This is a genomic window from Burkholderia cepacia (assembly GCF_001039005.1).
GTDB lineage: Bacteria > Pseudomonadota > Gammaproteobacteria > Burkholderiales > Burkholderiaceae > Burkholderia > Burkholderia theae.
In genome coordinates this window covers 122202-144676 of record NZ_LDWR01000017.1, presented here as the reverse complement: position 1 = coordinate 144676, position 22475 = coordinate 122202, and the positions used below count along the sequence as shown (strand labels likewise).

General features: G+C 65.6%; 18 protein-coding genes. 14 read left to right on the top strand and 4 right to left on the bottom strand.

The annotated features are described in order from the left end of the window. The first annotated feature begins 2 nt into the window (after nt 1-2). Together VL15_RS10690 and ppk2 are read left to right on the top strand one after the other, a co-directional pair. Nucleotides 3-1388: an OmpW/AlkL family protein gene (locus tag VL15_RS10690; protein WP_048245450.1), complete on the top strand. Its 1386-nt coding sequence runs from the start codon at nt 3-5 to the stop codon at nt 1386-1388. A gap of 87 nt (nt 1389-1475) precedes the next feature. After that, nucleotides 1476-2426, top strand: a complete 951-nt coding sequence (gene ppk2 / locus VL15_RS10685; RefSeq protein WP_048245449.1) for a polyphosphate kinase 2 — start codon at nt 1476-1478, stop codon at nt 2424-2426. A 95-nt stretch (nt 2427-2521) separates the two neighbouring features. On the opposite strand, the gene VL15_RS10680 is transcribed toward ppk2, so the two are convergent. Next, nucleotides 2522-3109, bottom strand: coding sequence for an IMPACT family protein (locus tag VL15_RS10680; protein ID WP_048245448.1), 588 nt, complete (start codon nt 3107-3109; stop codon nt 2522-2524). 196 nt (nt 3110-3305) lie between these two features. Then, nucleotides 3306-4163, bottom strand: a complete 858-nt coding sequence (locus tag VL15_RS10675; protein WP_048245447.1) for a LysR family transcriptional regulator — start codon at nt 4161-4163, stop codon at nt 3306-3308. A 129-nt stretch (nt 4164-4292) separates the two neighbouring features. Between VL15_RS10675 and VL15_RS10670 the strand changes: the two genes are divergently transcribed. Together VL15_RS10670 and VL15_RS10665 are read left to right on the top strand one after the other, a co-directional pair. Further along, a complete protein-coding gene (locus VL15_RS10670; protein WP_048245446.1) occupies nt 4293-4871 on the top strand; it encodes a DUF4865 family protein in 579 nt (192 codons plus the stop codon). After that, on the top strand, nt 4871-5059 hold the full coding sequence (locus VL15_RS10665; protein WP_048245445.1) for a hypothetical protein: 189 nt from the start codon (nt 4871-4873) through the stop codon (nt 5057-5059). Before VL15_RS10670 ends, VL15_RS10665 begins: the two co-directional genes overlap by 1 nt. Before the next feature lie 140 nt (nt 5060-5199). Here the strand turns inward: VL15_RS10665 and VL15_RS10660 are convergent, their stop codons facing one another. Together VL15_RS10660 and VL15_RS10655 are read right to left on the bottom strand one after the other, a co-directional pair. After that, nucleotides 5200-7401, bottom strand: coding sequence for a glycoside hydrolase family 3 C-terminal domain-containing protein (locus VL15_RS10660; RefSeq protein ID WP_048245444.1), 2202 nt, complete (start codon nt 7399-7401; stop codon nt 5200-5202). Nucleotides 7402-7886: 485 nt separating this feature from the next. After that, nucleotides 7887-9065, bottom strand: coding sequence for a polysaccharide biosynthesis/export family protein (locus VL15_RS10655; RefSeq protein WP_048245443.1), 1179 nt, complete (start codon nt 9063-9065; stop codon nt 7887-7889). Nucleotides 9066-9716: 651 nt separating this feature from the next. On the opposite strand from VL15_RS10655, the gene VL15_RS10650 reads away from it, so the two are divergent. The 10 genes from VL15_RS10650 (at nt 9717) to VL15_RS10605 (ending at nt 22350) form a co-directional block, all read left to right on the top strand. Further along, a complete protein-coding gene (locus tag VL15_RS10650) occupies nt 9717-10763 on the top strand; it encodes a dehydrogenase (RefSeq protein ID WP_048245442.1) in 1047 nt (348 codons plus the stop codon). Next, on the top strand, nt 10760-11341 hold the full coding sequence (locus tag VL15_RS10645; protein ID WP_048245441.1) for a D-sedoheptulose-7-phosphate isomerase: 582 nt from the start codon (nt 10760-10762) through the stop codon (nt 11339-11341). Before VL15_RS10650 ends, VL15_RS10645 begins: the two co-directional genes overlap by 4 nt. Next, on the top strand, nt 11338-12069 hold the full coding sequence (locus VL15_RS10640) for a nucleotidyltransferase family protein (protein ID WP_053077617.1): 732 nt from the start codon (nt 11338-11340) through the stop codon (nt 12067-12069). The genes VL15_RS10645 and VL15_RS10640 overlap by 4 nt, the downstream gene beginning before the upstream one ends. Beyond that, on the top strand, nt 12059-12631 hold the full coding sequence (gene gmhB / locus VL15_RS10635) for a D-glycero-beta-D-manno-heptose 1,7-bisphosphate 7-phosphatase (RefSeq protein ID WP_048245440.1): 573 nt from the start codon (nt 12059-12061) through the stop codon (nt 12629-12631). The genes VL15_RS10640 and gmhB overlap by 11 nt, the downstream gene beginning before the upstream one ends. A 235-nt stretch (nt 12632-12866) precedes the next feature. Then, complete coding sequence (locus VL15_RS10630; RefSeq protein WP_080970789.1) at nt 12867-15089, top strand: GNVR domain-containing protein; 2223 nt, start codon at nt 12867-12869, stop codon at nt 15087-15089. 42 nt (nt 15090-15131) lie between these two features. Beyond that, nucleotides 15132-16313 (top strand): glycosyltransferase, encoded by a 1182-nt coding sequence (locus tag VL15_RS10625; protein WP_196319573.1) that lies wholly within the window; start codon nt 15132-15134, stop codon nt 16311-16313. A gap of 11 nt (nt 16314-16324) precedes the next feature. Beyond that, the gene (locus VL15_RS10620; RefSeq protein ID WP_048245513.1) at nt 16325-17758 is read left to right on the top strand and encodes a DUF6418 domain-containing protein; all 1434 of its coding nucleotides are present in this window, start codon (nt 16325-16327) and stop codon (nt 17756-17758) included. Further along, entirely contained in the window at nt 17755-18993 is a 1239-nt protein-coding gene (locus tag VL15_RS10615) for a hypothetical protein (RefSeq protein ID WP_048245437.1), read from the top strand. Before VL15_RS10620 ends, VL15_RS10615 begins: the two co-directional genes overlap by 4 nt. 118 nt (nt 18994-19111) lie before the next feature. Next, nucleotides 19112-20320 (top strand): glycosyltransferase, encoded by a 1209-nt coding sequence (locus VL15_RS10610; protein ID WP_196319572.1) that lies wholly within the window; start codon nt 19112-19114, stop codon nt 20318-20320. A 239-nt stretch (nt 20321-20559) separates the two neighbouring features. Next, the gene (locus VL15_RS10605; protein ID WP_048245435.1) at nt 20560-22350 is read left to right on the top strand and encodes an alpha/beta fold hydrolase; all 1791 of its coding nucleotides are present in this window, start codon (nt 20560-20562) and stop codon (nt 22348-22350) included. Nucleotides 22351-22475: the final 125 nt, after the last annotated feature.

Sequence of the window (22475 nt, the reverse complement as noted above, 5' to 3'; positions counted from 1 at the left end):
CGATGACGCGTCGCGACGAATGCCGCCGCGCGCGGCCGGGCTCCGTGCGTCCGCTGTCGCGCTGGCTCGGCGCGACGCTGTTCGCGTGCGCGGCCGCCGCGCACGGCGCGCCGCAGCCGGATGGCGACACGCAGACCCGCTGGCAGGCCGGCGCCGACGGGATCGGCTTCTGGCCGGGCGGCGATGCGGACGGGTTCGATGCGAGCGCATGGGCGACCGATGCCGGGCCGGCGCGCGGCGGGCGCGACGGTTCGGCGGAGGTGCCGCAACCTGACGTTCCGCTGACGGCTCGCAAGATCACGCTCGGGCAGCGTGCCGGCGGAGCGGGGCGCGCATGCGCGGCGTCGCGCGACGACGGCGCGGACGGCATCGGCTTCGACGGCAACGGCGCGGCCGGCGGTTGCGATCCGGCCGCGACGCAAGATGCAACGGCGGATGACGCACGGGCCGGCGGCGTGGTGCACGCCGACCGGATGCCGTACGAACTGCATCCGGTCGATCCGTCGCGCCTGCCCGATCTGCCGGCCGCGCAGGCGCCGCCGTTGCTGGAGCAGTTGATGGGCGACGATCACAACATGGTCGGCCTCGGCTGGCACTTCATCGCGACGACCGGCCGATCGACGCCCGTGACGACGCACACCGATGCGCTCGGGCTGAACAGCTTCCAGAACCAGGGCTCCAGCCTGTCGCTCAGCAATACGAACACGCTGGCGTTCACGTTCACTCACTTTTTCTCGGAGAACTGGGCGGCCGAAGTCGGCGGCGGCATTCCGCCGGTGCTGACGCTGCGCGGGCACGGCAGCATCGGGTTGCCGCTCGACCGGATTTTTTCCGGTGTCAAGGGGCGCCTGCCGCTGATCGATCTCGCGAACCCGCAAAGCAACCCGCTCGCGACCACGCGCGCCTGGCTCGGGTCCGTCGTGTTCAAGTACTACCTCGGCGAGCGGGACGATCGTTTCCGCCCGTTCGCGGGCATCGGCATCAGCTATACGCGCTTCACAAACACGAACCTGAACCCCGTGTTCCAGCGCAAGCTCGCATCGCTCGGCGGGCTGCTCGCGGCGGGCGCGGACATCGGCAGCCTGCAGTCGCTGCTGCTCGATCCCGCGTTGTTCCAGCGGATCTGGGATGCCGGCGGCGACCTGCTGCTGTCCGGGAAGACCAATGTGTCGGCCAAGGTGAAGAGCGTCTGGGAGCCGGTTTTCACCGTCGGCGCGAGCTACCAGATCACGCGCCGGTTCTGGGTCACCGGCATGGTCACGTATATCCCGTTACGTACGAAGATTACGCTGGACATCGACCAGCCGAACCGGCAGCTCGCGTCGAACACGTTCGACATTTCGGCGAACCCCGTGCTGGCCAGCGTCCTGTTCTCGTTCCGATTCTGAGGGGGCAAGCGGCCGTTTTCATGAATTTGACGCGCGACACTGGGATAATGGTCGAGTTTGGCTGCGTCAATGATGGAAGGAGGCCCCATGGGCGAAAACGATACCCGCACCGAGACCGACAACCTCACCGATATGGAGTCGCTGGAGACGCGCCAGCGCCGCTTCGAGGAAGACCTGGTCGATGCCTACGACGAAGAGCTCGAGATGGAGCTCGACGACCGCCGCTTCGACGACAGCGACGACCTGCTGTTCTCGCAGGAGCGTCGCGAGGCGCGCAAGCAGTATTTCCGCGAACTGTTCCGGCTGCAGGGCGAGCTCGTGAAGCTGCAGGACTGGGTCGTGAACACCGGGCACCGGCTCGTCGTGATCTTCGAGGGGCGCGACGCGGCAGGCAAGGGCGGCGCGATCAAGCGCATCACGCAGCGCCTGAACCCGCGTGTGTGCCGGGTGGCTGCGTTGCCGGCGCCGAACAACCGCGAGCGCACGCAATGGTACTTCCAGCGTTATGTCGCGCATCTGCCGGCCGGCGGCGAGATCGTGCTGTTCGACCGGAGCTGGTACAACCGCGCGGGCGTCGAGCGCGTGATGAATTTCTGTACCGACGACGAGTACGAGGAGTTTTTCCGGTCTGCGCCGGAGTTCGAGAAAATGCTGGTGCGCAGCGGCATCCAGATCGTCAAGTACTGGTTCTCGATCACGGATCATGAACAGGAGGCGCGCTTCCAGAGCCGGATCGAGGATCCGCTCAAGCAGTGGAAGCTGAGCCCGATGGACCTCGAGAGCCGCCGCCGCTGGGAAGCGTATACGGTCGCGAAGGAAGAGATGCTGGCGCGGACGCATATTCCCGAGGCGCCGTGGTGGGTCGTGCAGGCCGTCGACAAGAAGCGCGCGCGGCTGAACTGCATCCACCATCTGCTGGGCCAGGTGCCGTATCACGACGTGCCGCGCCCGACGATCGATCTGCCGCAGCGCGAGCATCACGAGGATTACAGTCGTCGTCCGGTGCCGGACACCATGATCGTGCCGGATACTTACTGACGCCGGCATTCATCCGGTGTGCGCGCCGTGCGGGCGGCGCGCTTGCCGGCTCGCGATCGGCAGGGCGGTGAAAGGCAGGCGTCTTACCCGTTGCTTCACAGCGCCGGGAAGCCCGATCGCCCCTGCGTCAGATCGAACAGCTCGGTTCTCGCATTCGCCTCGGCGGTTTCCGGCAGCTTGATCACGAGCTTCACCGTCATCCCGTACGCGCTGTCCACCAGTTCATACCCAGCCTGTTCGACCCAGCGGCGCACGCGCGCCTCCTCGGGGTAGCCGATCTCGATCGCGAGCCGCGTCTGGCGGATGCGTTCGACGCGCTCGGCGTCGAGCAGCGCCGACGCGATCGCATCCGTATAGGCCCGCACCAGCCCGCCCGCACCGAGCTTCACGCCACCGTAGTAACGCACGACCGCGCCCAGCACGCCGTCGAGATCGTGGTGGCGCAGCACCTCGAGGATCGGCCGGCCCGCGGTGCCCGACGGCTCGCCGTCATCCGACATGCCCGACTGGCCGCCCGCCAGCAGCGCCCAGCACACGTGGGTGGCCGCCGGATGCTCGTTGCGCAGGCGCTGCAGCACCTGCATCGCGGCGTCGCGGTCGTCGACGGGAATCGCGAACGCGATGAAGCGGCTCTTGCGGATCTCGAGTTCGGTCGTGCGGGGAGCGGATAGGGTGTAGGTCACGTTGATCGTCAGGGGCAGGCGCGATCGATGTCAGCGCCTGCCGGTATTCCGGGTGTTGTCTGTCTCGGCCGCGGCGGATGCGCGGCGCGTGCCGAAGCATACCGCGTGCGACGCGGGAGGGCGGCGAAACGTCCTGCGAACGCGCCTTTGTTCGGGGTCCGGCGTGCATGCCGGCTCGCCGATGCCGCGCGTGCCGTCACCGCACGCCTACCGACGACCGAAGCGCCGCGCCCAGCGTGCGCAGCGCCTGCCTGGCCCGGGCATCGGTCTGGCTCGAGTAGAGCACCACCTCGCGCGTCGGCAACGGCGGCAATCCGTATTGCGCGCCAACGTCGACCGTCCCGGCGGGCGCCACGCGATGCCCGAGCGCCGCGACGGCCAGCCCCGCGGACACCGCCGCGCCGATCGTCGCCACGCCGCCGCCGACAAAGACTTCCGTCCATGCGACGCCGGCTTCGTCGAGTGCGCCGACCGCCATGCGGCGAACGCTGCAGGGTTCGGCCTGCGTTGCGAGCCGCAGCGGTTGCGGCGGATGGTACTCGAAATCGGCCGCCGCCATCCAGCCGAACGATTCCGACAGGATGGTTTCGCCGTCGAGCCGCCGGCTGTCGTGCTGCAGCGCGACGGCGGCGTCGAGCTGGCCGCGGTCGAATGCATCGAGCACGTCTCGCGACGCGGCGACCCGGATCTCCAGCACGAGCCCCGGCTCCGCCTCGCTCATGCGCCGCAGCAGCATCGGCAGATCGGCGCCGACGACATGGTGGCTCACGCCGATCACCAGCCGCCGCTGGCCGGTGCCGAACGCGCCGACCGCCCCCTGGTGAGCGGCCACCAGTTCGCGCGCCGGCTCGAGAAACGCGGTGCCGTCGGCCGACAGGCGGACCTGCCGTGGCGTGCGTTCCAGCAGGCGGCGGCCGAGCCCGTCCTCGAGCCGCTTGATCTTCAGGCTCACCGCGGACTGCGTCGTGTCCAGCGCCTCGGCGGCCCGCGTGAAGCTCTTGAGGTCGGCGGTCAGCACGAACGCCTGCACGGCTTCGATGTCGAGCGTTTTCATCGCACACTCATCCATTTCAGAATTGAATCATTGAAATATTCTGCCATCTTCTTTTCAAATGATTCAAGGTCTTCTACGCTGTTTTCAAGCCGTCCGGAATCTCCCCGTTTCTTTCGTCAGGAGTCGACCATGCTGACCGCGTATTACGTGCACCGCCTGCCGGCGGACTACGACCTCGACATCATCCGCAATCGCGTCCGTGAGCGCGGCAAGCTGTGGGACGACACGCCGGAGCTGCTGTTCAAGGGGTTCCTGCTGCGCGAGGCCGGCCGCTACGGCGCGACGGAAAACGGCTACGCGTCGTTCTACCTGTGGCGCAACGACCGCGCATTCGCCGAGTTCGTGACGGACGGCCGCTATCGGGTCGTGACGGACAGCTTCGGACGCGCGCCGATCGACGTGCAGGTCGCGCTCGATGCGCGCAAGGGCAGCGCGGCGACGGCGCGTTTCGCCCGTCTGGAAACCGTGGATATTCCGGCGGATGCCGATCTCGATGCGACGCTTGCAACGGAGGTTGCGCGCAATCGCGAAGCGGCCGCGCGGCAGGGCGTGGTCGCAGCGGCCGTCAGCCTCGATCCGCAACGCTGGCGGCTGACGCGGATACGCGTATCGGAACATGAGCCGGACGACAGTGGCGCGGGCACCGTGTATCAGGTCATGCATCTGGCCAGGCCGTTGCTCGACACGCTGGAAGGGAGCGGCGCGTGATGGCCGGGCTTGCGTCGCGTGCGCGGGTCCGGCCGGCGGTGCGCGGCCGATGGTCCGGCAGCGCGGGCGATGCACCATCGACGCGATTGCCCGCCGGCCTGGCGGTTGCCGCGCATCTGGCGGGCATAACGGCGGCGATAGCGGCGATCGCCGTGCTGACGACGGTGTTCGCGCTGATGTTGCGGTAAAGGTCGTCAGCGGGCGGGCGCGTCCGCTGACGCTGCAGCACAAGCCGATGGCACGCGATGCGATGCGGCCGTCGTACCGTCGGATGGCCGGAGGTGCCGCACACGATACGTGCGGCGCCTCCGGCCGTTTCACGTCACGCTCAGTTACCCTGCAACCGGATATCGCGCGACGACGCCCCGACATACACCGTCCCGCCCGACACGAACCGCCAGCCGTTGCGCGACGTATCCCACACGCTCTGCATCCGCGGCGACACGGTGACGCGCACATGCCGCGCCTCGCCCGGATTCAGCCGGATCTTCTCCCAGCCGACCAGCCGTTTCGGCGGCTCGTCCTTGTACGGCACGCCGAGATAGACCTGCGGCGTTTCCGCGCCGGCGACACGCCCGTCGTTGCGCACGGTAAACGCGACGCTCAGCGAGCCGTCCCATTGCCGCGACACCGACAGCCCCGAATACGCGAAGTGCGTATACGACAGCCCGTAGCCGAATTCGAACATCGGCTTGATGTTGCGCGCGTCATACCAGCGATAGCCCATGTTCAGCTTCTCCGCGTAGACGGGATCGGTGTCGAACGCGCCGTTTTGCCCCCAGGTCGGCGAATCCTGATCGCGCGCCGGGAACGTGACGGGCAGCTTGCCGGACGGATTGACCGCGCCGAACAGCACGTTCGCGATCGCCTTGCCGCCGGCTTCGCCCGGATACCACGCCTCGACGATCGCGGATACCTGGTCCTTCCACGGCATCAGCACCGGATTGCCGCTCTGGACCACGACGATCGTATGCGGATTCGCGCGCGCAACGGCTTCGACGAGCGCATCCTGGTTCGACGGGTTCGCAAGGCTCAGGCTTTGCAGATCGCCGAAATCTTCGCCGGCCGGCTGCGCGACCACGACGATCGCGACATCCGAACGGCCCGCGAGCGCCGCGGCCTGGTCGATCTCCTGCTGCGTGTACGCGCGGAACGGTGACTGCTGGTCGCTGTTGCCCGCATACGTGACCTGCGCGGCCGGCGCGAGCGCGCGGATCGCCGCGACGATCGGCACGTCGACCTTCAGCCACGGATTGCGCCACCAGCTGCATCCGGTCGACGATCCGAACGTCAGGCCGCCGCAACCCGCGAACGAACCCGACACCGGGTCGCGCGTGTTGCCGGAGCCGCCGCCGGACAGCACGGCCGCATCCGCATGGCCGCCGATCAGGGCGATATGCGACAGCGCGGACGCGGCGAGCGGCAACTGGTTGCCGTCGTTCTTCAGCAGTACGATCGACTGCTCGGAGGCCGCCTGCGAAAACCGGTTCGCGGCCGCGAAATCGATCGTGCCGCCGCCCTTGGCAGGATCGTCCATCACGCCCACGCGGATCATCACGGCGAGCTTGCGTCGCACCATGTCGTCGAGGCGCGCGGTCGACACCGAGCCGTTCGCGATCGCCTGCTTGACGGCCGTCGGCGTCAGGTACACGGTCGTCCCGACGTCTTCTTCCTCGTCGAGCCCGGCGTTGATCGCGGCGGCGGTGCTGTGCGTGGCGCCCCAGTCGGACTGCACCTGGCCCTGGAAGCCCCATTCGTTCTTCAGCACGTCGTTCAGCAGGTGGTTGTTCTCGCACGCATACGCGCCGTTCAGGCGGTTGTAGCTGCACATCACGCTGCCGGGCCGCCCACGCTTCGCGGCGATCTCGAACGGCAGCAGGTACAGCTCGCGCAGCGTGCGTTCGTCGATCTGCGTATTGCCGCCCATCCGGCCGTGCTCCTGTTCGTTGCCGGCGTAGTGCTTGATGGTCGCGATGACTTTCTGCCGCTGCGTGGCGAGCGTGCGTTCGGCGAGCAGGTCGCCGGCGAGCAGCGGATCCTCGCCGAGATACTCGAACAGGCGGCCGCCGCGCGGCTCGCGCGCGAGATTGGTGCCGCCGCCGAGGCCCATGCCGAACCCTTGCGCGCGCAACTGGATCGCGACCTGCTTGCCGTAGTCGTACGAGAGGCGGCGATCCCAGCTCGCGGCGACGGCGATCGTCGCGGGGAACGTCGTGCTGGCCTGCGACGTGCTGCCGGAACCGGTCGCCGAGTCGACCATGTTGAGATCGGGAATGCCGAGCCTCGGCACGCCCTGGATGTAGCCGGCGCCACCGCCCGGCACTTTCGACATTTCGTATTGCGAATGAATGAACTGCAGTTTCTCGTCGAGCGTCATCTTGCGCACGAGCCGGTCGGCGCGCTGTTGCGCGGCGGCCGACGCGAACGCATCGGTGGCGTCGCCCTGCGAGTTGAAATCGGCGTTGCTTGCGTAGGCATTGGTGCAGAGGGTCGCTGCCAGCACGACGGCCGGCCAGAGTTTGTCCCGCATGTTGCTCTCCATGATCGTATTGCCGGTTGTTCGAATGATGTCTGGAGCTGCGCACGTCCGGTGGATTCGCACCGGACGCATTCGGCTGGCGATGCAGGGTGGTTGCGCGTCGGCATGCCAGGCCAGGCGGGGAATCGTTACGGCCGGTTGGGCTCGACCGGTCAACGCGGGCGGCGACGCACAGGCCGCCCGACGCTGCCGAATCGGATGTAGCGATTCTCTGCAGCGACTAATGGTATGAATGTAGTTTGACTACAGCATCGGTGTTTATACCGATACGTACGATCTTTATTCGACACGGCCCTGAGACGCGACGAAAAGACGGTCATGGTTCCCGATTGCAGCGGCAGCGCGGAGTAAGAAGTACCTGAGGACGGGCGTTTGAGCGGGAGAATGCGACGACGAGGGCGGTGCGGCTCGTTGCGTGCGCATCGAACCGGGCCGGGTGCGCGGAGACCCGTGCGACCCGGCCGGCATGTGGAGCGTTACTTGGTGACGAGTGCGCCGGTCAAGCCCGCGCTGATCGCCGGCAACAGCAGGTTCAGCACGCGGCTCGCGCGGACGAGCCCGGTGTTGTCGACATAGACGATGTCCTTCGAGGCCAGCGGGAACTGGTTCGCGAGCAGCATCGAAACCGGCGACTCCATGTCGAGGTGATAGATGACGGGCGCGCTGTCGGCGTCCTTGCGCAGCACGAACACCTGCTTCGCATTCGAGGTCTGCTGGTTGATCTGGCCGGCCTGCGTGAGCGCCTCGCTCAGCGTGAGCGAACCGTCGCGCAGCGGTGCAACGGCTTGCGGCCTGACCACTTCGCCCATCACGTACACCGGATTGTCGTCGCGCGCGCCGACATGCAGCATGTCGCCGGGCTTCAGCATGATGTCCGCAGGATTCTTCCCCGTCTTCATCATCCGCGCGACGTTCAGCGGATAGATCGTGCCATTGCGGGTGATCGTCACGCGGCTTTGATCCGCGGTCGGCGCGAAGCCGCCCGCGCGACTGACGGCTTCGATCAGCGTCATCGGAATGTCGTTGATCGCCTGTGCGCCCGGGTTGCGCACTTCGCCGTCGATATAGACCTGCGTGGCGCGGAACGACGCCACGCGAACGGTGACCTGCGGCTTGACGAATACCTTGCTGAGTTCGTTCGTGACCTCGTGCTGAATCTGCGCGGCGGTTTTCCCGACCGCGCGGATCGGGCGCGGGACGTACGGAAACTGCACGTTGCCGTTGTTTTCGACGACGAAACCCGGCGCGGCATCCGCGGCCTTCGTGTTCTGCACCGGTTGCCCCGCGGCCGTGGCGAATTCCGGGTGATCCCATACCGTGATCTGCAGCACATCGCCGGCACCGATCCGGTAGATGTCCGGCTTCGCAAACAGGTTCGGTGGGAGGGACGTCGCGGGCGCACTTTTCTGTTCGGCCCGGATCCGCTCGATCTGCGTCAGGTCGATCTGCTTGACCGGCACCTGCATGTCGCTGGTCACGTCGCCGTTGTCGGCGGTCGTGACCGGCAACGCGGTCGAGCTCATGTGCTGCCCCGGCACCAACGTGCAGGCGGAGAGCATCGCGACGGTCGCGAAGGAGAGGGCCGTGCACACGCGGCGCATGGCAGTGCGATGGTGACCCGGCGTCACGGCATCGAACGGTCGATCGTTGTTCATTTTTTTATCCAGCATCGTTGAATCAGGAAATTCGGGTCGTCACGTCGATGTCGGCGTATCGGGCTGCTTGCCTGCAGATTGCGAAACAACGACTACCCGGCGCAGTCGTCGCCGCAACACGTCGGCGGCCGTTCATTTGATACGGTATCCGGATCGAATTCGGGCTTGCTGTCGCGAGCCCGATTCGCTCTGCAAATCGTCGTGACGCTCCTTGATGGCATTCAAATCCACGGCAATCGATCCGTTCTTCATGGCGACGTCGCTTCCGGAATCGATTGTCAAAAATTGGCAATGACGGATTGACGTTTGCATGCCCGGCCGGGGACGTGGCGGCGATTTCGATGCCGATTCGCACGTCGCGATTACCGATCGCGAACAGAGCGTAACGCAGGTTGGCCGCTTCCATTTCGCGGAGACGGCTTAATGTAAGCCATCGCACGCAGCGTGTTGCGCATCTATCGCATAGTTGCGCCAACGAACATGGTCGCGCATTCCCGGCGGCAAGGCAGCAGCTTCCTGGTCATGCGCATTCGTGTTCCGGCACCGGTGCCCGGCGCGATGCGTCAGGCGAGCGGCCCGGCATGAACGACGAATGTGCGGGTCGGGCTCGGCATCGCGCCGGCTTCCGACTCATTGCCTGCGAGAAATTTCATGACACGCTTCATTGCCCGTTCGAGGGCTCCTTTGCGGTTGGGTTTGGGCGGCGGCGGAACGGATGTGCCGCCTTATTCGGACCGGTTCGGCGGTCTGGCGCTCAATGTGACGATCGAAAAATTCGCGTATGCATCGATCGCGCCGCGCGACGACGCGAAGGTCGAGCTGGTGGCGGCCGATACCGACACGCGCTGGATCGGCCCCGTATCGCCGGTGCTCGAGGTGCAGAACGGGCTCGGGTTGCACGTCGGCGTCTACAACCGGATCGTCAGGGATTTTCATGGCGGCCACCCGTTGGCCGTCACGATCACGACGTGCTCCGAAGCACCGCCGGGATCGGGGCTCGGATCGTCGTCGACGATCGTCGTCGCGCTGGTCAGGGCGTTCTGCGAACTGCTGTCGTTGCCGCTCGGCGAATACGACATCGCACACCTCGCGCACGACATCGAACGAGAGGATCTCGGGCTGGCCGGCGGCAAGCAGGATCAGTACGCGGCGACCTTCGGCGGGCTGAACTTCATGGAGTTCTACGGCGACCGCGTGATCGTCAATCCGTTGCGGATCAAGCAGGAAATCAAGGCCGAGATGGAGGCGTCGCTGGTGCTGTACTACACCGGCGTCTCGCGCGAGTCGGCCAACATCATCAAGGAACAGAGCAGCAACGTGACGGAAGGTGTCGTCGATTCGCTGGCCGCGCTGCACGAAGTGAAGGACGAAGCCGTCCGGATGAAAGAGGCCGTGCTGCGCGCCGATTTCGATGCGTTCGCCGCGTCGATGCGCGACGCATGGGAATCGAAGAAGCGGATGGCGAAAAACATCTCGAACTCGATGATCGACGACCTGTACAAGGTCGCGGTCCGTGCCGGCGCGAAGGCCGGCAAGGTGTCCGGCGCCGGCGGCGGCGGTTTCATGATGTTCTTCGTCGATCCGGTCGAACGGTCGGCCGTGATGCGTGCGCTGGATGCGTACAAAGGGATCAACGGCCAGGTGCTTAACTGCACGTTCACGGATATCGGCGCGCAGTCGTGGAGAAAGAATCAATGACGATCGGAGTAGAGAGTGAAATTCGCCAGACGCTGTCGGTTTTGACGGCACTCGTGTCCGACCGCGAGCAACTGGCGCGGATCGAACAGGTGGCGGATCGGGTGACGGCGGCGCTGCGCACGGGCAACAAGATCCTGCTCGCGGGCAATGGCGGCAGCGCGGCGGATGCCCAGCATATCGCCGGCGAATTCGTCAGCCGTTTCAACTTCGACCGGCCGGGGCTCGCGGCCTTTGCACTGACCGTGGACAGCTCGGTCATGACCGCGATCGGCAACGACTACGGCTACGAGAAACTGTTCGAGCGCCAGGTTCAGGCGACGGGGCGTCCCGGCGACATCTTCTGGGCCTATTCGACGTCCGGGCGTTCGCCGAACATTCTCCGTGCGCTGGAAGTGGCCAAGGCGGCCGGCATGTTTTCGGTCGGGTTCACCGGCAACGGGCCCGGTGCCGCCGAGATGCGTCAGCGTGCCGACATCAGCATCGAGATTCCGTCCGCGTCGACCCCGAAGATCCAGGAAGGGCATCTCGTGTGCGGCCACATCATTTGCGGCATCGTCGAAGAGCGGATCTTCGGATGAACGCGATGTTGCCATGCCTGATCCTGGCGGGCGGCCTCGGCACGCGGCTGCGCCCGGTGTTGGGCGACGCGATGCCGAAGGCGCTCGCGTCGATCGATGGCGAGCCGTTTCTGGGCTGGATGCTGAGAGGGCTCCTGCAGCAGGGCGTGACGGACGTGGTGCTGTCGCTCGGCTACGGCAGCGGCCCGATCAAGGAACTCGTGACGTCCCGCGACTTCGGGCTCGCGATTTCGGTGATCGAGGAAGACGAGCCGCTCGGCACCGGCGGCGCGATCGTTCACGCGATGAAGGCCCACGGTGCGCCCGACATGATCGTGATGAATGGCGATACGTTGTCGAATCTGGATCTGAGGGCGTTGTCTGCGTTCTATCGCGCGACGCGCCCCGATCTCGTCGTGGCGGCCGCACAGGTCGATGATGCTTCGCGTTACGGCACGCTCGATTTCGATGCGGCGTCGCGCCGGTTGTCGGCGTTCCGCGAGAAGCGTCCGGGGCAGGGCTACATCAACGCGGGCACGTATGTCGTCAATGCGCGCACGCTGCTTGGCTTCGATCTCCCGGCGAAATTCTCGTTCGAACAGGATTTCCTGAGCGAGCGGGTCGCCGCGCTCGACATTCGCGTGTTCCCCGAGGTCACGGAGTTCATCGATATCGGGGTGCCGGCGGATTACTCGCGTGCGCAAACCGTCATTCCGCTGATGCTGGAGACCGGGACCAGTGAAGCGTAAAGCCCTTTTTCTTGATCGCGACGGCGTGATCAACGTCGACTACGGCTACGTCCACCGGCAGCAAGACTGCGTGTTCGTCGACGGCATCTTCGATCTCGTGCGGCTGGCCAATGCGACCGGCCACCGGGTGGTCGTCGTGACGAATCAGGCCGGGATCGGCCGCGGATATTTTTCGGAGTCGCAGTTTGTCGCGTTCATGAACTGGATGCGCCGCAGTTTCGAGGAGCGCGGCGCGAGAATCGACCGCGTCTATTTCTGCCCGCATCACCCGGTGGCCGGTATGGGCCGCTACCGGCAAGCATGCGCGTGCAGGAAACCGGAGCCCGGGATGCTGAACGACGCACGGCGCGATCTCGGCCTCGATATGTCCGCATCGATCCTGGTCGGCGACAAGCCATCCGATCTCGATGCCGGCGCGCGCGCCGGCGTGGGGCGTCGTTTCCTGTTCGTCGGCGACCGGCCCGGTCGCGCGGAAACCGAATCGGGCATCGACGTCGTGACGCGGCTGTCCGACATCGGCGCGGCGCTGGAACAGACCGGAATCGCAGCCGCGCGTGTTTAGGCGTGGCGGCAGGATCGACGGCCGCATACCGGAATGAAATGAACGAGGCCACGATAACGGCTTGCGGGCCGTTGCGCCGATTCGAGCGGAAACATCCGGGGAATTCAGGTTTCCGGCGCGGTGGATTCCCGGTCGGCACTGAAGGGTTTTCAGCCGGATTTTCAAAGAAATGAATGTGAACAACAACGCGCGTAAAGCGGCGAAGCCAGCCGGATCTTCAATTCTGGAGTTCAGCATGAAGATGGACCGACCTGCAATGACCGGGCACCAAAACGAAACGAAACCTGTTTCCCGGCATGTGACGCGGTTGTCGCCGATCGACTTGCTGGAGAACGTGCTCGACAACGGGCGCCTCTTCGCAGCCGTCGTCGCGGCATGCCTGCTGCTGGCGATCGTCTATGCGATCGCGGCAACGCCGGTGTATTCGGCCGACACGCTGATCCAGATCGAGGAAAACAAGGCCAGCGCGCTGGGTTCGCTGTCGTCGATCTCCAAGGCGCTGGATATTCAGAATTCGGCCGTGGTCGGCGAAATCGACATCGTCCGCTCGCGCTCGGTCGTGATGGAAGCGATCAACGCGACGGCCGCCCAGGCCGATGTGTCGGTCGAGAACCACTTCCCGCTCGTTGGCAGCCTCATCGGCGCGTTCCTGTCGAAGGACGCCAATGGTCTCGCCGAGCCGCCGCTCGGGATGTCGTCGTGGGCGTGGGGCGGCGAGCGTCTCGAATTCAGGACGTTCGAGGTCCCGTCCGCGCAGATCGGCAAGGCACTGGAGTTCGATTATCTCGACGACAACCGGTTTCAGCTGAAGGACCGTAACGGACAGGAAGTGCTGAGCGGGGTGGTCGGCGTGCCGAGCGCGAGCAACGGTTATCAGGTCGACGTGGCGCGGATCATCGCGCGCCCCGGTGCGGAATTCCGCGTGCGGCGCGTGGCCACCGACGTTCGCGTTGACGCGATCCTGAAGAAACTGGGCGTGACCGAGACGAAACGGCAGTCGGGCATCATGCAACTGAGTTTCGAGGATGCCGATCCGATCGTCGCCGCCCGCATGCTCAATGCGATCGCCGCGGCCTACCTGAGCTTCAACGCGCGACGACGCGCCGACGATGCGGAGCGCAGCCTCACGTTCCTCAACGCGCAAATGCCGATCGTCAAGGCCCGGCTGCAACAGGCCGAGCAGGCGTTGAACGCGTTTCGCAATCAGCAGGGTTCGATCGATGCGCAGGGCGACGTCAGGCTGCTGGTCGAGCAGCTCGCGTTCGTCGACAAATCGCGGCTCGAAACCAAGCTCGAATACCAGGACCTGTTGTCGAAATACGTTCCGGGGCAACCGCAGGTCGTCGCGGCGTCCAACAAGCTGAAGGAACTCGACAAGCAGGCCGCCGTGCTGAAGGACAAGGCGGCGCGCCTGCCGTCGCAACAACAGACGTACTTGCGCCTGGCGCGCGACGTCGAGGTCAACAATCAGCTCTATGTCGGGCTGCTGAACAACACGCAGCAGTTGCAGATTGCGGAAGCCGGGACGGTCGGCAATGCGTCGATCGTCGACAAGGCGGTCGTCAGCGACAAGCCGGTCCGGCCGAAGCGCCTGGTCGCGATCCTGGCCGGTGCCTTGATCGGGCTGATGCTGGGTTTCCTGGCCGCGCAGGGCCGTGCATTGCTGTCGGGGCGCATTCGCGATCCGCACGACCTGGAAGCCGCACTCGGTATTCCGATGCTGGGCATCCTGCCGAATTCGCGACGCCAGGCCGACGCGGATGCGCACCGCACGCCGGCCTTCATCGCGACGAAGGAGCCGGCCGACGTGCCGCTGGCCGATGCGATGGACAGCCTCGCGCTGACGTTGCGGCACCGGCTGGCCGCCTATGGCGGCGACGCGAAGATCGTGCTGGTGTCGTCCGCGGCGCCCGCGCAGGGCAAGTCGATGATTGCCGCCAATCTCGCCTACCTGTTCTCCGAGCGGGGGCTCAAGACGGTGATCGTGGACGCCAACGTGCGCGCGCCGGGGCTGCATCGCTACTTTCCGGTGACCGCGACGAAGGGGCTGTCCGAGGTGTTGAAGGGTTCGCTGCCGGCCGAGGAGGCGATCACCCGCGCGACCGAACACCTCGATGCGCTGTCTGCCGGCAAGCAGGGTACGTCGATGCGCAACCTGTTCAACATGGCTCGTCTCGACAAGCTGGCCGCGTCGTTGCGAGGCCGGTACGACATGATCGTCGTGGATGCGCCGTCGGCGCTTCCGGTCGCCGATATCGCCGCGTTGTCGCGCATCTCCGACATGACGCTGCTGGTGGCGCGCCAGGGTTCGGCCAGTTCGGCCGGCATCACGGATGCGCTCGAGAGTCTGGGCAAGGTCGGCGTGCGCGTCGACGGGCTGGTGTTCAACGGCTTCGAGCCGTCGCCGTTGCAGGGCGTTCGCCGAATCGGCGCCGGCTTCGCCGCGGTACGCACGTGATCGCGCGGGCGAGCCGATGCAATGGGGCGAGGAGCGCATCGCATGAGTGATTCGATGGCAAGCAAGGATGGACTGCGACGCGCGTCGCAAGCGGTGCGGGTCGTGTGGTTTCTCGGGCCGCGGCCGGTGAGCTGGAATGGCGTGATGCGATACAGCCTCAAATGTATCGATTTCATCCCGGCATTGGCGGGATTCGACGTCGAGCCGATCGACATTCCGGCCGAGCCGCGTTCGTTGCGGCGCTACTGGACGCAGTTCGTGCTGTATCCGCTGCGCGCGGTGTCCGCGGCGCGCGCGGGGCACTTCGTGATGCTGTACCAGGAAGACCTGGCCTTCATGATTCCGCTGATCCAGTGGGTCGGCGGGCGGGTCGGCATCGTGCTTCATCACGTGCAGCATCCGGGGCAGGTGCGCGGCGTGGTCGAGAAGCTGAAGAACGCGTATATGCGGTTGACGCAGTCGCTGATCGCGACGGCGGACGTGGTGCTCGCGCCGTCGGAGGTGACGGCGCAAGAGGCGCTGGCGGAGCTTCGTATTCGGGCCGACCGGATGCAGGTCGTCCCCAATGCGTTCGACGATCGTTATGCGCCGATCGACGCCGACGTGCGCGAACAGGCGCGCGCGGCGCTGCTGGCGCGCTTCGGCATCCGGATCGGCGAAGCGCTGGTCGTGCTGAACGTCGGCTCGGATGAAACGCGCAAGAACAACGCGACGCTGTTTCGCGCGCTGGCGTCGCTCGGGCGCAAGGACGTCGTGGTGCTGCGCGTGGGCAGTGCGCAAAACCAGGCCAACCGCGACGAGTGCCGGGCCATCGCCGCGCAGGCGGGAATCGTCGCCCATTTCGTCGAGAACGTCGACGACGACGATCTTGGTTATTTCTTCCAGGCGTCGGACCTGTATGTGTCGCCGACGCTGCACGAAGGTTTCGGCCGCACGGTGATCGAGGCGCAGTTCGTCGGCGTGCCGGTCGTCGCATCGGATCTGCCGGTGTATCGCTACACGATGGGGGATTCGTTCGTGGCCGTGGCCGATGCGATGGATGCCGCCGAATGGGGCCGGCAGATCGATCGCGTCGCGGGCGACCCGACACTCCGCGCGAGACTGGTGAGCGACGGGCGGGCGAACGCACAGCGTTTTTCGTCTCGCGCGGTTAGCGCGCAGCTGCACGACGTGCTCGACCGTGCCGTGCATGACGGCTCGCGCGCAAGCCGGGCCGAAGCGTGAAAGAGGCGGTGATGCGAACGATTCGAGCCGACGGCAGGGTCGAAGCGGCATTGGTGCTGACTGTCTCGACGCTGTTCCTGCTCGCGTTGACGGTCAACGCGATGCTGCCGGCGCTCGGCGCGATGGAACCGAGCGCGACCTGTACGTTGCTGTTGGCGGTGGCGGGGGTGATCGCGCTGATCGTCGCGCGCCCGGTGTTCGCCGTGTCAATGCTTTACATGTTGGTGATCGGGTTGACCGCTTTCGTGGCCGGCGTGGGGATCGAATCCGGCGGGTTTCTCCGGGAAACGGACATCTTCGGCGTCGCGAATGGCGCGTTCAGCCGGTTGCTGTCGTTCTATGTGATTTTCGTGGCGTGCGCACTGTTCGGGTTCAACCGGTTTCTGAAGGTGCGTACCGCGCACGCGCCGATCCGCGCGCGGATGACGCTCCAGCCGATCAGTGTCGCACTCGGCCTGGGGCTGGTCGCCGCGATCCTCGCCACGGGCGTGCTGGCGGGCTTGACGGGCGGCTTCTCGGTGCTGAGCGGCGTCAACCGCTACGCGCTGCGCAACGACGCGTCGAACAGTACGCTGTTCAACCTGTTCCTGAACAACCAGACCTTCGTTGCCGTGCTGCTCAGTACCTTCTGCACGAGTTCGAACAAGACCGTGCGATGGGTGTCCATCTTCATGATGGTCGCCGATCTGGTGCTCGAGGCGTTGCACGGCGAGCAGTTCATGGCCGTATTGCATGTGTGCATGACCGTCCTGACTCCGCTCATCGCGATTCAGGCGATGAACGGCAAGCCGGTGATGCGCTATCTGGGGATCGGCTCGGCCGTCGCGCTCGTGATCGGCAGCGTGTCCTTGTTCTACGCGTACAAGGGGCAGGGGCTGGATGTCGCCGAAACGGTGATGTCGCGTTTTCTCGAGCAGGGGCAGGCGTGGTACGTGGTGGATAGCGACGCGCATCTGTTCAGCGCGCCGGCACTCGGCGGGATGGCGGCGTTCGGGCGTTTCGTGGCATCGCTCACCTCTTTCACGGAACCGACGTTCTTCAGCGATGCGCCGGTGAGCGGCTTGCGCGACCTGATGCTGTCGTACGGCACGCCGGAGATCCTGAAGGCCTACGTGTTCGACGACGTCACGTTCACGATGGGAAACATGGCGGTGCCGGTCTACTGGTTCGGTTATGCGGGCGGAGCGCTCTTCGTTGCATTGACGGGCGTGATATACGGTGCGGTGAGCGCGATGCTGATTCAGGTCGCGATGCGCGGCGGCGTCGTGATGCTGTGGCTGACCACGAAGATCTTTGCGTACGCAACCTACTCGATCCAGCAAGGCGACTACTGGACGCTGTTCGGCGCGCGCACGCTCTTCTACCTGCTGATCGCGCTGATCTGGTGGGTTTGCATCGACGCGAGGCATGCGAACGCCGATGCGACGGGGACGAGGATATCTTGAACGCGTTCGTCAGGCTTCTGTTTTCGTCGTTCGCGGGCGTGGTGTGCGAAAAGATCATCGGAGCGCTCGCCGCGATCGCGAGCAATCACCTGTTCGCGAACATCTACGGCGCGCGCCTGTTCGGCGAACTGCAGTTCGCGTTGTCGCTTGCCTATGTGATCGGCAGCGTCGCGCTGATCTTCGGCGCGCAGGTGATCCAGCCGATCCTCGGCAAGCACCCGCGTTTGCGGCACATGGTCGTCTACCGCGCGTTTCGTCTGCGGCTCACGCTGACGCTGGCCGTCATGCTGCTGTTCATGGGCATCGTGGTGATCGTCATGCGCCCGTCGAGCGTGTCCGAGCTCACGTTGATCGCGGCCTTCGCGTTGATCGTGGAGCCGATCGCGCTCGGCTCGCTGATGGCCTATGCCGAATCCAAGCCGTGGGTCATCACGCGGGCGAGGGCCTATGCGAGCTGTGTCCGGGTGCTTTGGCTGTACGTCGCGGCACACGCGTCGATGGGCGTGATCGTGGCCGCGTTCGCGTGGCCGCTCGAGGCGTGCGTGGCCGCAGTCGCACCGTTCAGTCGTTATCGCTCGCTGGCGCTGAAGTCGCCCAAATCGTTTCGCGGCAACGCAGCCGTGACGAAAGCGCTGGTCGTGCGCGGGCTGAGGATCTGGCCGGCCATCGCGGCCAGTGTCCTGGTATTGCGGATGGACCGGCTGCTGCTCGGCGTGCTGGTCTCCAAGGCGGATCTCGGTATCTACGCGTCGGCGGCCTCGCTGGTCGAGCAGTGGAATTCGGTCGGCACGACGTTGGCGCTGGCATTGGCGCCGAGCATGGTCTTTACGGCGCGGACCGAGTCGCTCGTGCGTGCCAAGGCATTCAAGCTCGGCCTGTACCTCGGCCTGGTCGGCTGTGTCGCGTGGGTGGGCAGCTATTTCATCGGCCAGAAAGTGTTCCTGATGATCTACGGGCCCGCGTTCGTCCAGGGTGTGCCGATCATGATCTACGCGACCGGATGCTCGATCGCCACGTTCGTCGATGCGGGGCTGAGCACGTGGCTGCTGGCCGTGCGTCGTTACCGGCTCATCATGATCAAGCAGGTGTTGATCGTCGCGGCCATCGTCGCCGCGCCGTTCGTCATGCCGCGCTCGCTGGTGATGTATGCGCCGTCGACGGGCATCGCCGTATCGCTGGTCGCCTTCTGGTGCATCGTTCTCGGGAATCTTGCGTACAACCGGGAGCGCTCATGAAGAACCGCTTCCGGGCAGCCCGTGGTTTGCCGCACCGGCAATCGGCCGAACGCGAGCGCCGGGATTCGCATGCAGTGAATGGAATGAAGAGAGTTTCGGATCGATGGAGGGGCCGCTCGTGAAGAGTCGAGTGCTGATGGTGATGACGCGGGACATTCCGCAGGAAGTGACGAACGGGCGGGAGCGTACGCTGAGCTTCATCCGGAAGGCGCTTGGCGACCAGACGGAAGTGGCCGAATTCAAGATTCGGTCCGTGTTCGAGGATGGAGGCTTGCGCGCGAAGATCGGCGCGGCGGTGCGCGTCGGATGGAGCGTGTTGCGCGGTGCGCCGTGCGCGCTTCAGGTGGCGATGTTCTCGCACCCGAGCAAGCGGACGGCGCTGTTGTGCGCCGTCGATGCATTCAAGCCGGACGTGATCTATTTCGACGGCATCCGGCTGGTGGATTACGCGATCCTGGTTCGGCGCAACGTGCCCGCATGCCGGATCGTCGTGGATTTCGACGATCTCATGTCGCGCCGCGCGAACATCCTGCGCGAGCAGGATTTTCCGCTGTCGGCCGGGTATCTGGAAAAGTCGATTCCGGGGCCGTTCGTCAGGCTCGCCAACGCGAAGATGATCCGCAACGCGTTCCTGGGTTATGAAGCGTTCGCGCTCAAGCGGCAGGAACGCGCGGCGATCGGGTCGTCGAATGCCGTCACGCTCGTTTCCGCGGAAGACGCGCATTCATTGAGGATGTCGCTTACCGACGACGAAGCCGTGAAGACGCATGTGATCGCGCCGCCGATGAACTCGCTGAAACCGGTGCGTCATCCGGCGGCGCCGTTCCGGTTCGTGTTTATCGGTTCGGACCGCCAGTTGCAGAACCGTCTCGCGATCGAGTACCTGGTGGCGCTATGGGCGCGCGTCAAGCCGGCCACGCCGCTGGTGATTTTCGGGCGCATGACCGGTCGATACGATCCCGTTCCGAACGTCGAATTCGCCGGATTCGCGCCGACGCAGGCGGACGTCTATACCGGATCCTCCATCGCGTTGTGCCCCGCGTTCCTTCGCGGCGGCATCAAATCGAAGGTGCTGGAAGCCATTTCGTACGGGTGCGTGCCGGTCGGGAACGAAGCCGCGTACGAGGGCCTCGGATTCCACGACGACGCGCTTGCGATGACCGATGCGCGACTGGAGCGGTTCGTCGCCGAACCGTCCGCGGATCTGGTGCAGGTCGTCGAAGCGGCGACGCGATTCGCCGCCTATTGCGAGCAGCACTTCAGCATGTCGGTATTCGATCGGCGCTGGCGCGACCTGATCGCGCCCGCGCCGGGCAGCCCGTCGTGACGGGCCGGGCAGCGCGCCGCGCCCGATCCAACCGGAAAGCCGGCGCAGTCGAAAGGAGGGCCTCGACGTCGTGATCTGAACGGTTCGCGGATGGCCGGCTTCCGGACCCTCGCATGGGGATGCGTGACAACCGGAAAGGGGAGAGCCTTCCGCGAGCGACTTGCCGTCCTTCGGCCGATCGATTCAACCGCTCGGCTGGAGGACGCCATATCCCATTCTTCACCGATACCTAATTAAAAATGAGACCGATCATATTTGGCGGGCGGTTCGGATGGTTGCATCCGGGCGAAGGGACGAGGGGTGTCGTCCTGTGCAACGCTTACGGGCACGAATCCGTCTGGAGTCACGGCGGCATGCGGAGCCTGGCGGACCGCCTGTCCGCCAGCGGGATTCCGGTGCTGCGTTTCGATTACCGCGGAACGGGCGATTCCGACGGGGCCGATGGCGCGAGCGACCAGTTCGAGACGGCCGTCGACGATGTGCGCGCGGCCATCGCGCGGCTTCGCGAAGAAACGGGCGTCGCCCGGGTGACGCTGTGCGGCCTGCGGCTGGGCGCGGCATTCGCGCTGCTCGCGGCGAACCAATGCGACGTGGACGCGCTCGTGCTGCTGGCGCCGGTGGCGAGCGGGCGCAGCTACGTGCGCGAGTTGTCGATCATGCGCAATATCTGGCTCGACCAGTTGCCGGCGCCATTGCGTGAGGCCCAACCGAAAGACGCACCGTTCAACGTACTCGGGCAGATCTACAGTCCGGTGTTTCGTGCGCGGCTCAACGCGTTCGACGCGGTCGATGCGTTGAAAGATTGCGTACGCGCACCGGCGCCGGACACGCTGATCGTCGACGTGAATGTCGGCGGCAGCGAAGCGCTGAAACAGAAGCTGGACGCGCTGGGCGGTGAAGTCGAGTCAAGGCCGTTCGAAGGCTACGCCGCGTTCATGCAGGAAACGACGTTCTCGAGCATGCCGACGCGTGTACTCGACGCCGTGGTCGACTGGATCGCGGCCAGGGCGGCCGGGCAGGTGCCTTCGTCCGGCGTCGCGTTGAAAGCGGACTGGGATGCCGGCCTGATGCTCCGGACGCCGGAAGCTTGCGAACAGCCGGTCAGGTTCGGTGTTGCGGGCCTGTTCGGCATTCTGTGCCTGCCGCCGGCCATGCGCGATCGTGGCCCGGTTCTGCTGATCACGAACACGTCGGCCAGCGCGCATGTCGGCGACAGCCGGCTATCGGTGCGCATTGCCCGTGAGCTGGCGCGCCGCGGTATCGCATCGCTGCGGTTCGACGGACGCGGGATCGGCGATAGTGTCTCCGGGAGCGGTGCCCGCGCGCCGGTCTATTCGAGTACCGTCGTCGACGATGTCGCGACGGCTGCCCACTGGTTGAAGGAACAAGGGTATCGCCATGTGGTGTCCTTCGGCATCTGCTCGGGGGCGTACAGCGCGTTGCGTGCGGCGCTCGTGGGGCGCGCGCTGTCGGGTGTCATCTCGGTGAACCTGCAGAGTTTCCATATGCCCGACGACATGCCGACGGACGCGTTGCGCAGGCATCGACCCAATTCGATCGCCGGTTACCGGTCGTCGTTCTTCGAGCTGAAGAAATGGAAGCAGGTGCTGTGCGGCGATCGAAAGATCATGCCGTTCGTCCGGCTCGTCCTGCAGCGCGTGGCGACGCTTGCGGCGGTCCGGATCGGCGCGTGGCGACACCGGATCGCCGGATGGTCGTGCGCGCAGACGATACCGGTCGATCCTCATGAAATCCTGCGCACGCTGCAGCGCAAGGAGGTGAGCACGCTGTTCGTCTGCGGCGCATACGACAGCAGCCTGGACCTGATGACGATGTATTTCGGCCCGCGTGGAAAGCGGCTGTCGCGCTTCTCGGGTGCGCGCACGGTCGTGCTCGACGATCTCGATCACAGTCTGTTCAGTTCGCATGCGGCCGAACAGGTGATCGGGTTGTGCAGCGAATTCGTCAAGGGCCTCGATTCCCGCCGCGCGCCGCTCGGCAGGATCGTCAAGGCCGGATCGCCCGCGTGATGCGAGGCCGGCGCCGGTGTCGTATCGCGCGCCGGCCTTATTGTTGCCCGACGGCACGCGGTGTCGTCACGGGGCTATGTCAGATGTCGCACAGTCGGCGAGCGGGGGCGGTGATACGGTAACTC

Coding starts and splice junctions, on each gene's coding strand:
- VL15_RS10605 (WP_048245435.1), top strand. CDS start 20,560: ATGAGACCGATCATATTTGGCGGGCGGTTCGGATGGTTGCATCCGGGC.
- VL15_RS10640 (WP_053077617.1), top strand. CDS start 11,338: ATGAACGCGATGTTGCCATGCCTGATCCTGGCGGGCGGCCTCGGCACG.
- VL15_RS10690 (WP_048245450.1), top strand. CDS start 3: ATGACGCGTCGCGACGAATGCCGCCGCGCGCGGCCGGGCTCCGTGCGT.
- VL15_RS10660 (WP_048245444.1), bottom strand. CDS start 7,401: ATGCGGGACAAACTCTGGCCGGCCGTCGTGCTGGCAGCGACCCTCTGC.
- VL15_RS10650 (WP_048245442.1), top strand. CDS start 9,717: ATGACACGCTTCATTGCCCGTTCGAGGGCTCCTTTGCGGTTGGGTTTG.
- VL15_RS10620 (WP_048245513.1), top strand. CDS start 16,325: ATGCGAACGATTCGAGCCGACGGCAGGGTCGAAGCGGCATTGGTGCTG.
- VL15_RS10670 (WP_048245446.1), top strand. CDS start 4,293: ATGCTGACCGCGTATTACGTGCACCGCCTGCCGGCGGACTACGACCTC.
- VL15_RS10625 (WP_196319573.1), top strand. CDS start 15,132: ATGAGTGATTCGATGGCAAGCAAGGATGGACTGCGACGCGCGTCGCAA.
- VL15_RS10675 (WP_048245447.1), bottom strand. CDS start 4,163: ATGAAAACGCTCGACATCGAAGCCGTGCAGGCGTTCGTGCTGACCGCC.
- VL15_RS10655 (WP_048245443.1), bottom strand. CDS start 9,065: ATGAACAACGATCGACCGTTCGATGCCGTGACGCCGGGTCACCATCGC.
- ppk2 (WP_048245449.1), top strand. CDS start 1,476: ATGGGCGAAAACGATACCCGCACCGAGACCGACAACCTCACCGATATG.
- VL15_RS10630 (WP_080970789.1), top strand. CDS start 12,867: ATGAAGATGGACCGACCTGCAATGACCGGGCACCAAAACGAAACGAAA.
- VL15_RS10665 (WP_048245445.1), top strand. CDS start 4,871: ATGGCCGGGCTTGCGTCGCGTGCGCGGGTCCGGCCGGCGGTGCGCGGC.
- VL15_RS10645 (WP_048245441.1), top strand. CDS start 10,760: ATGACGATCGGAGTAGAGAGTGAAATTCGCCAGACGCTGTCGGTTTTG.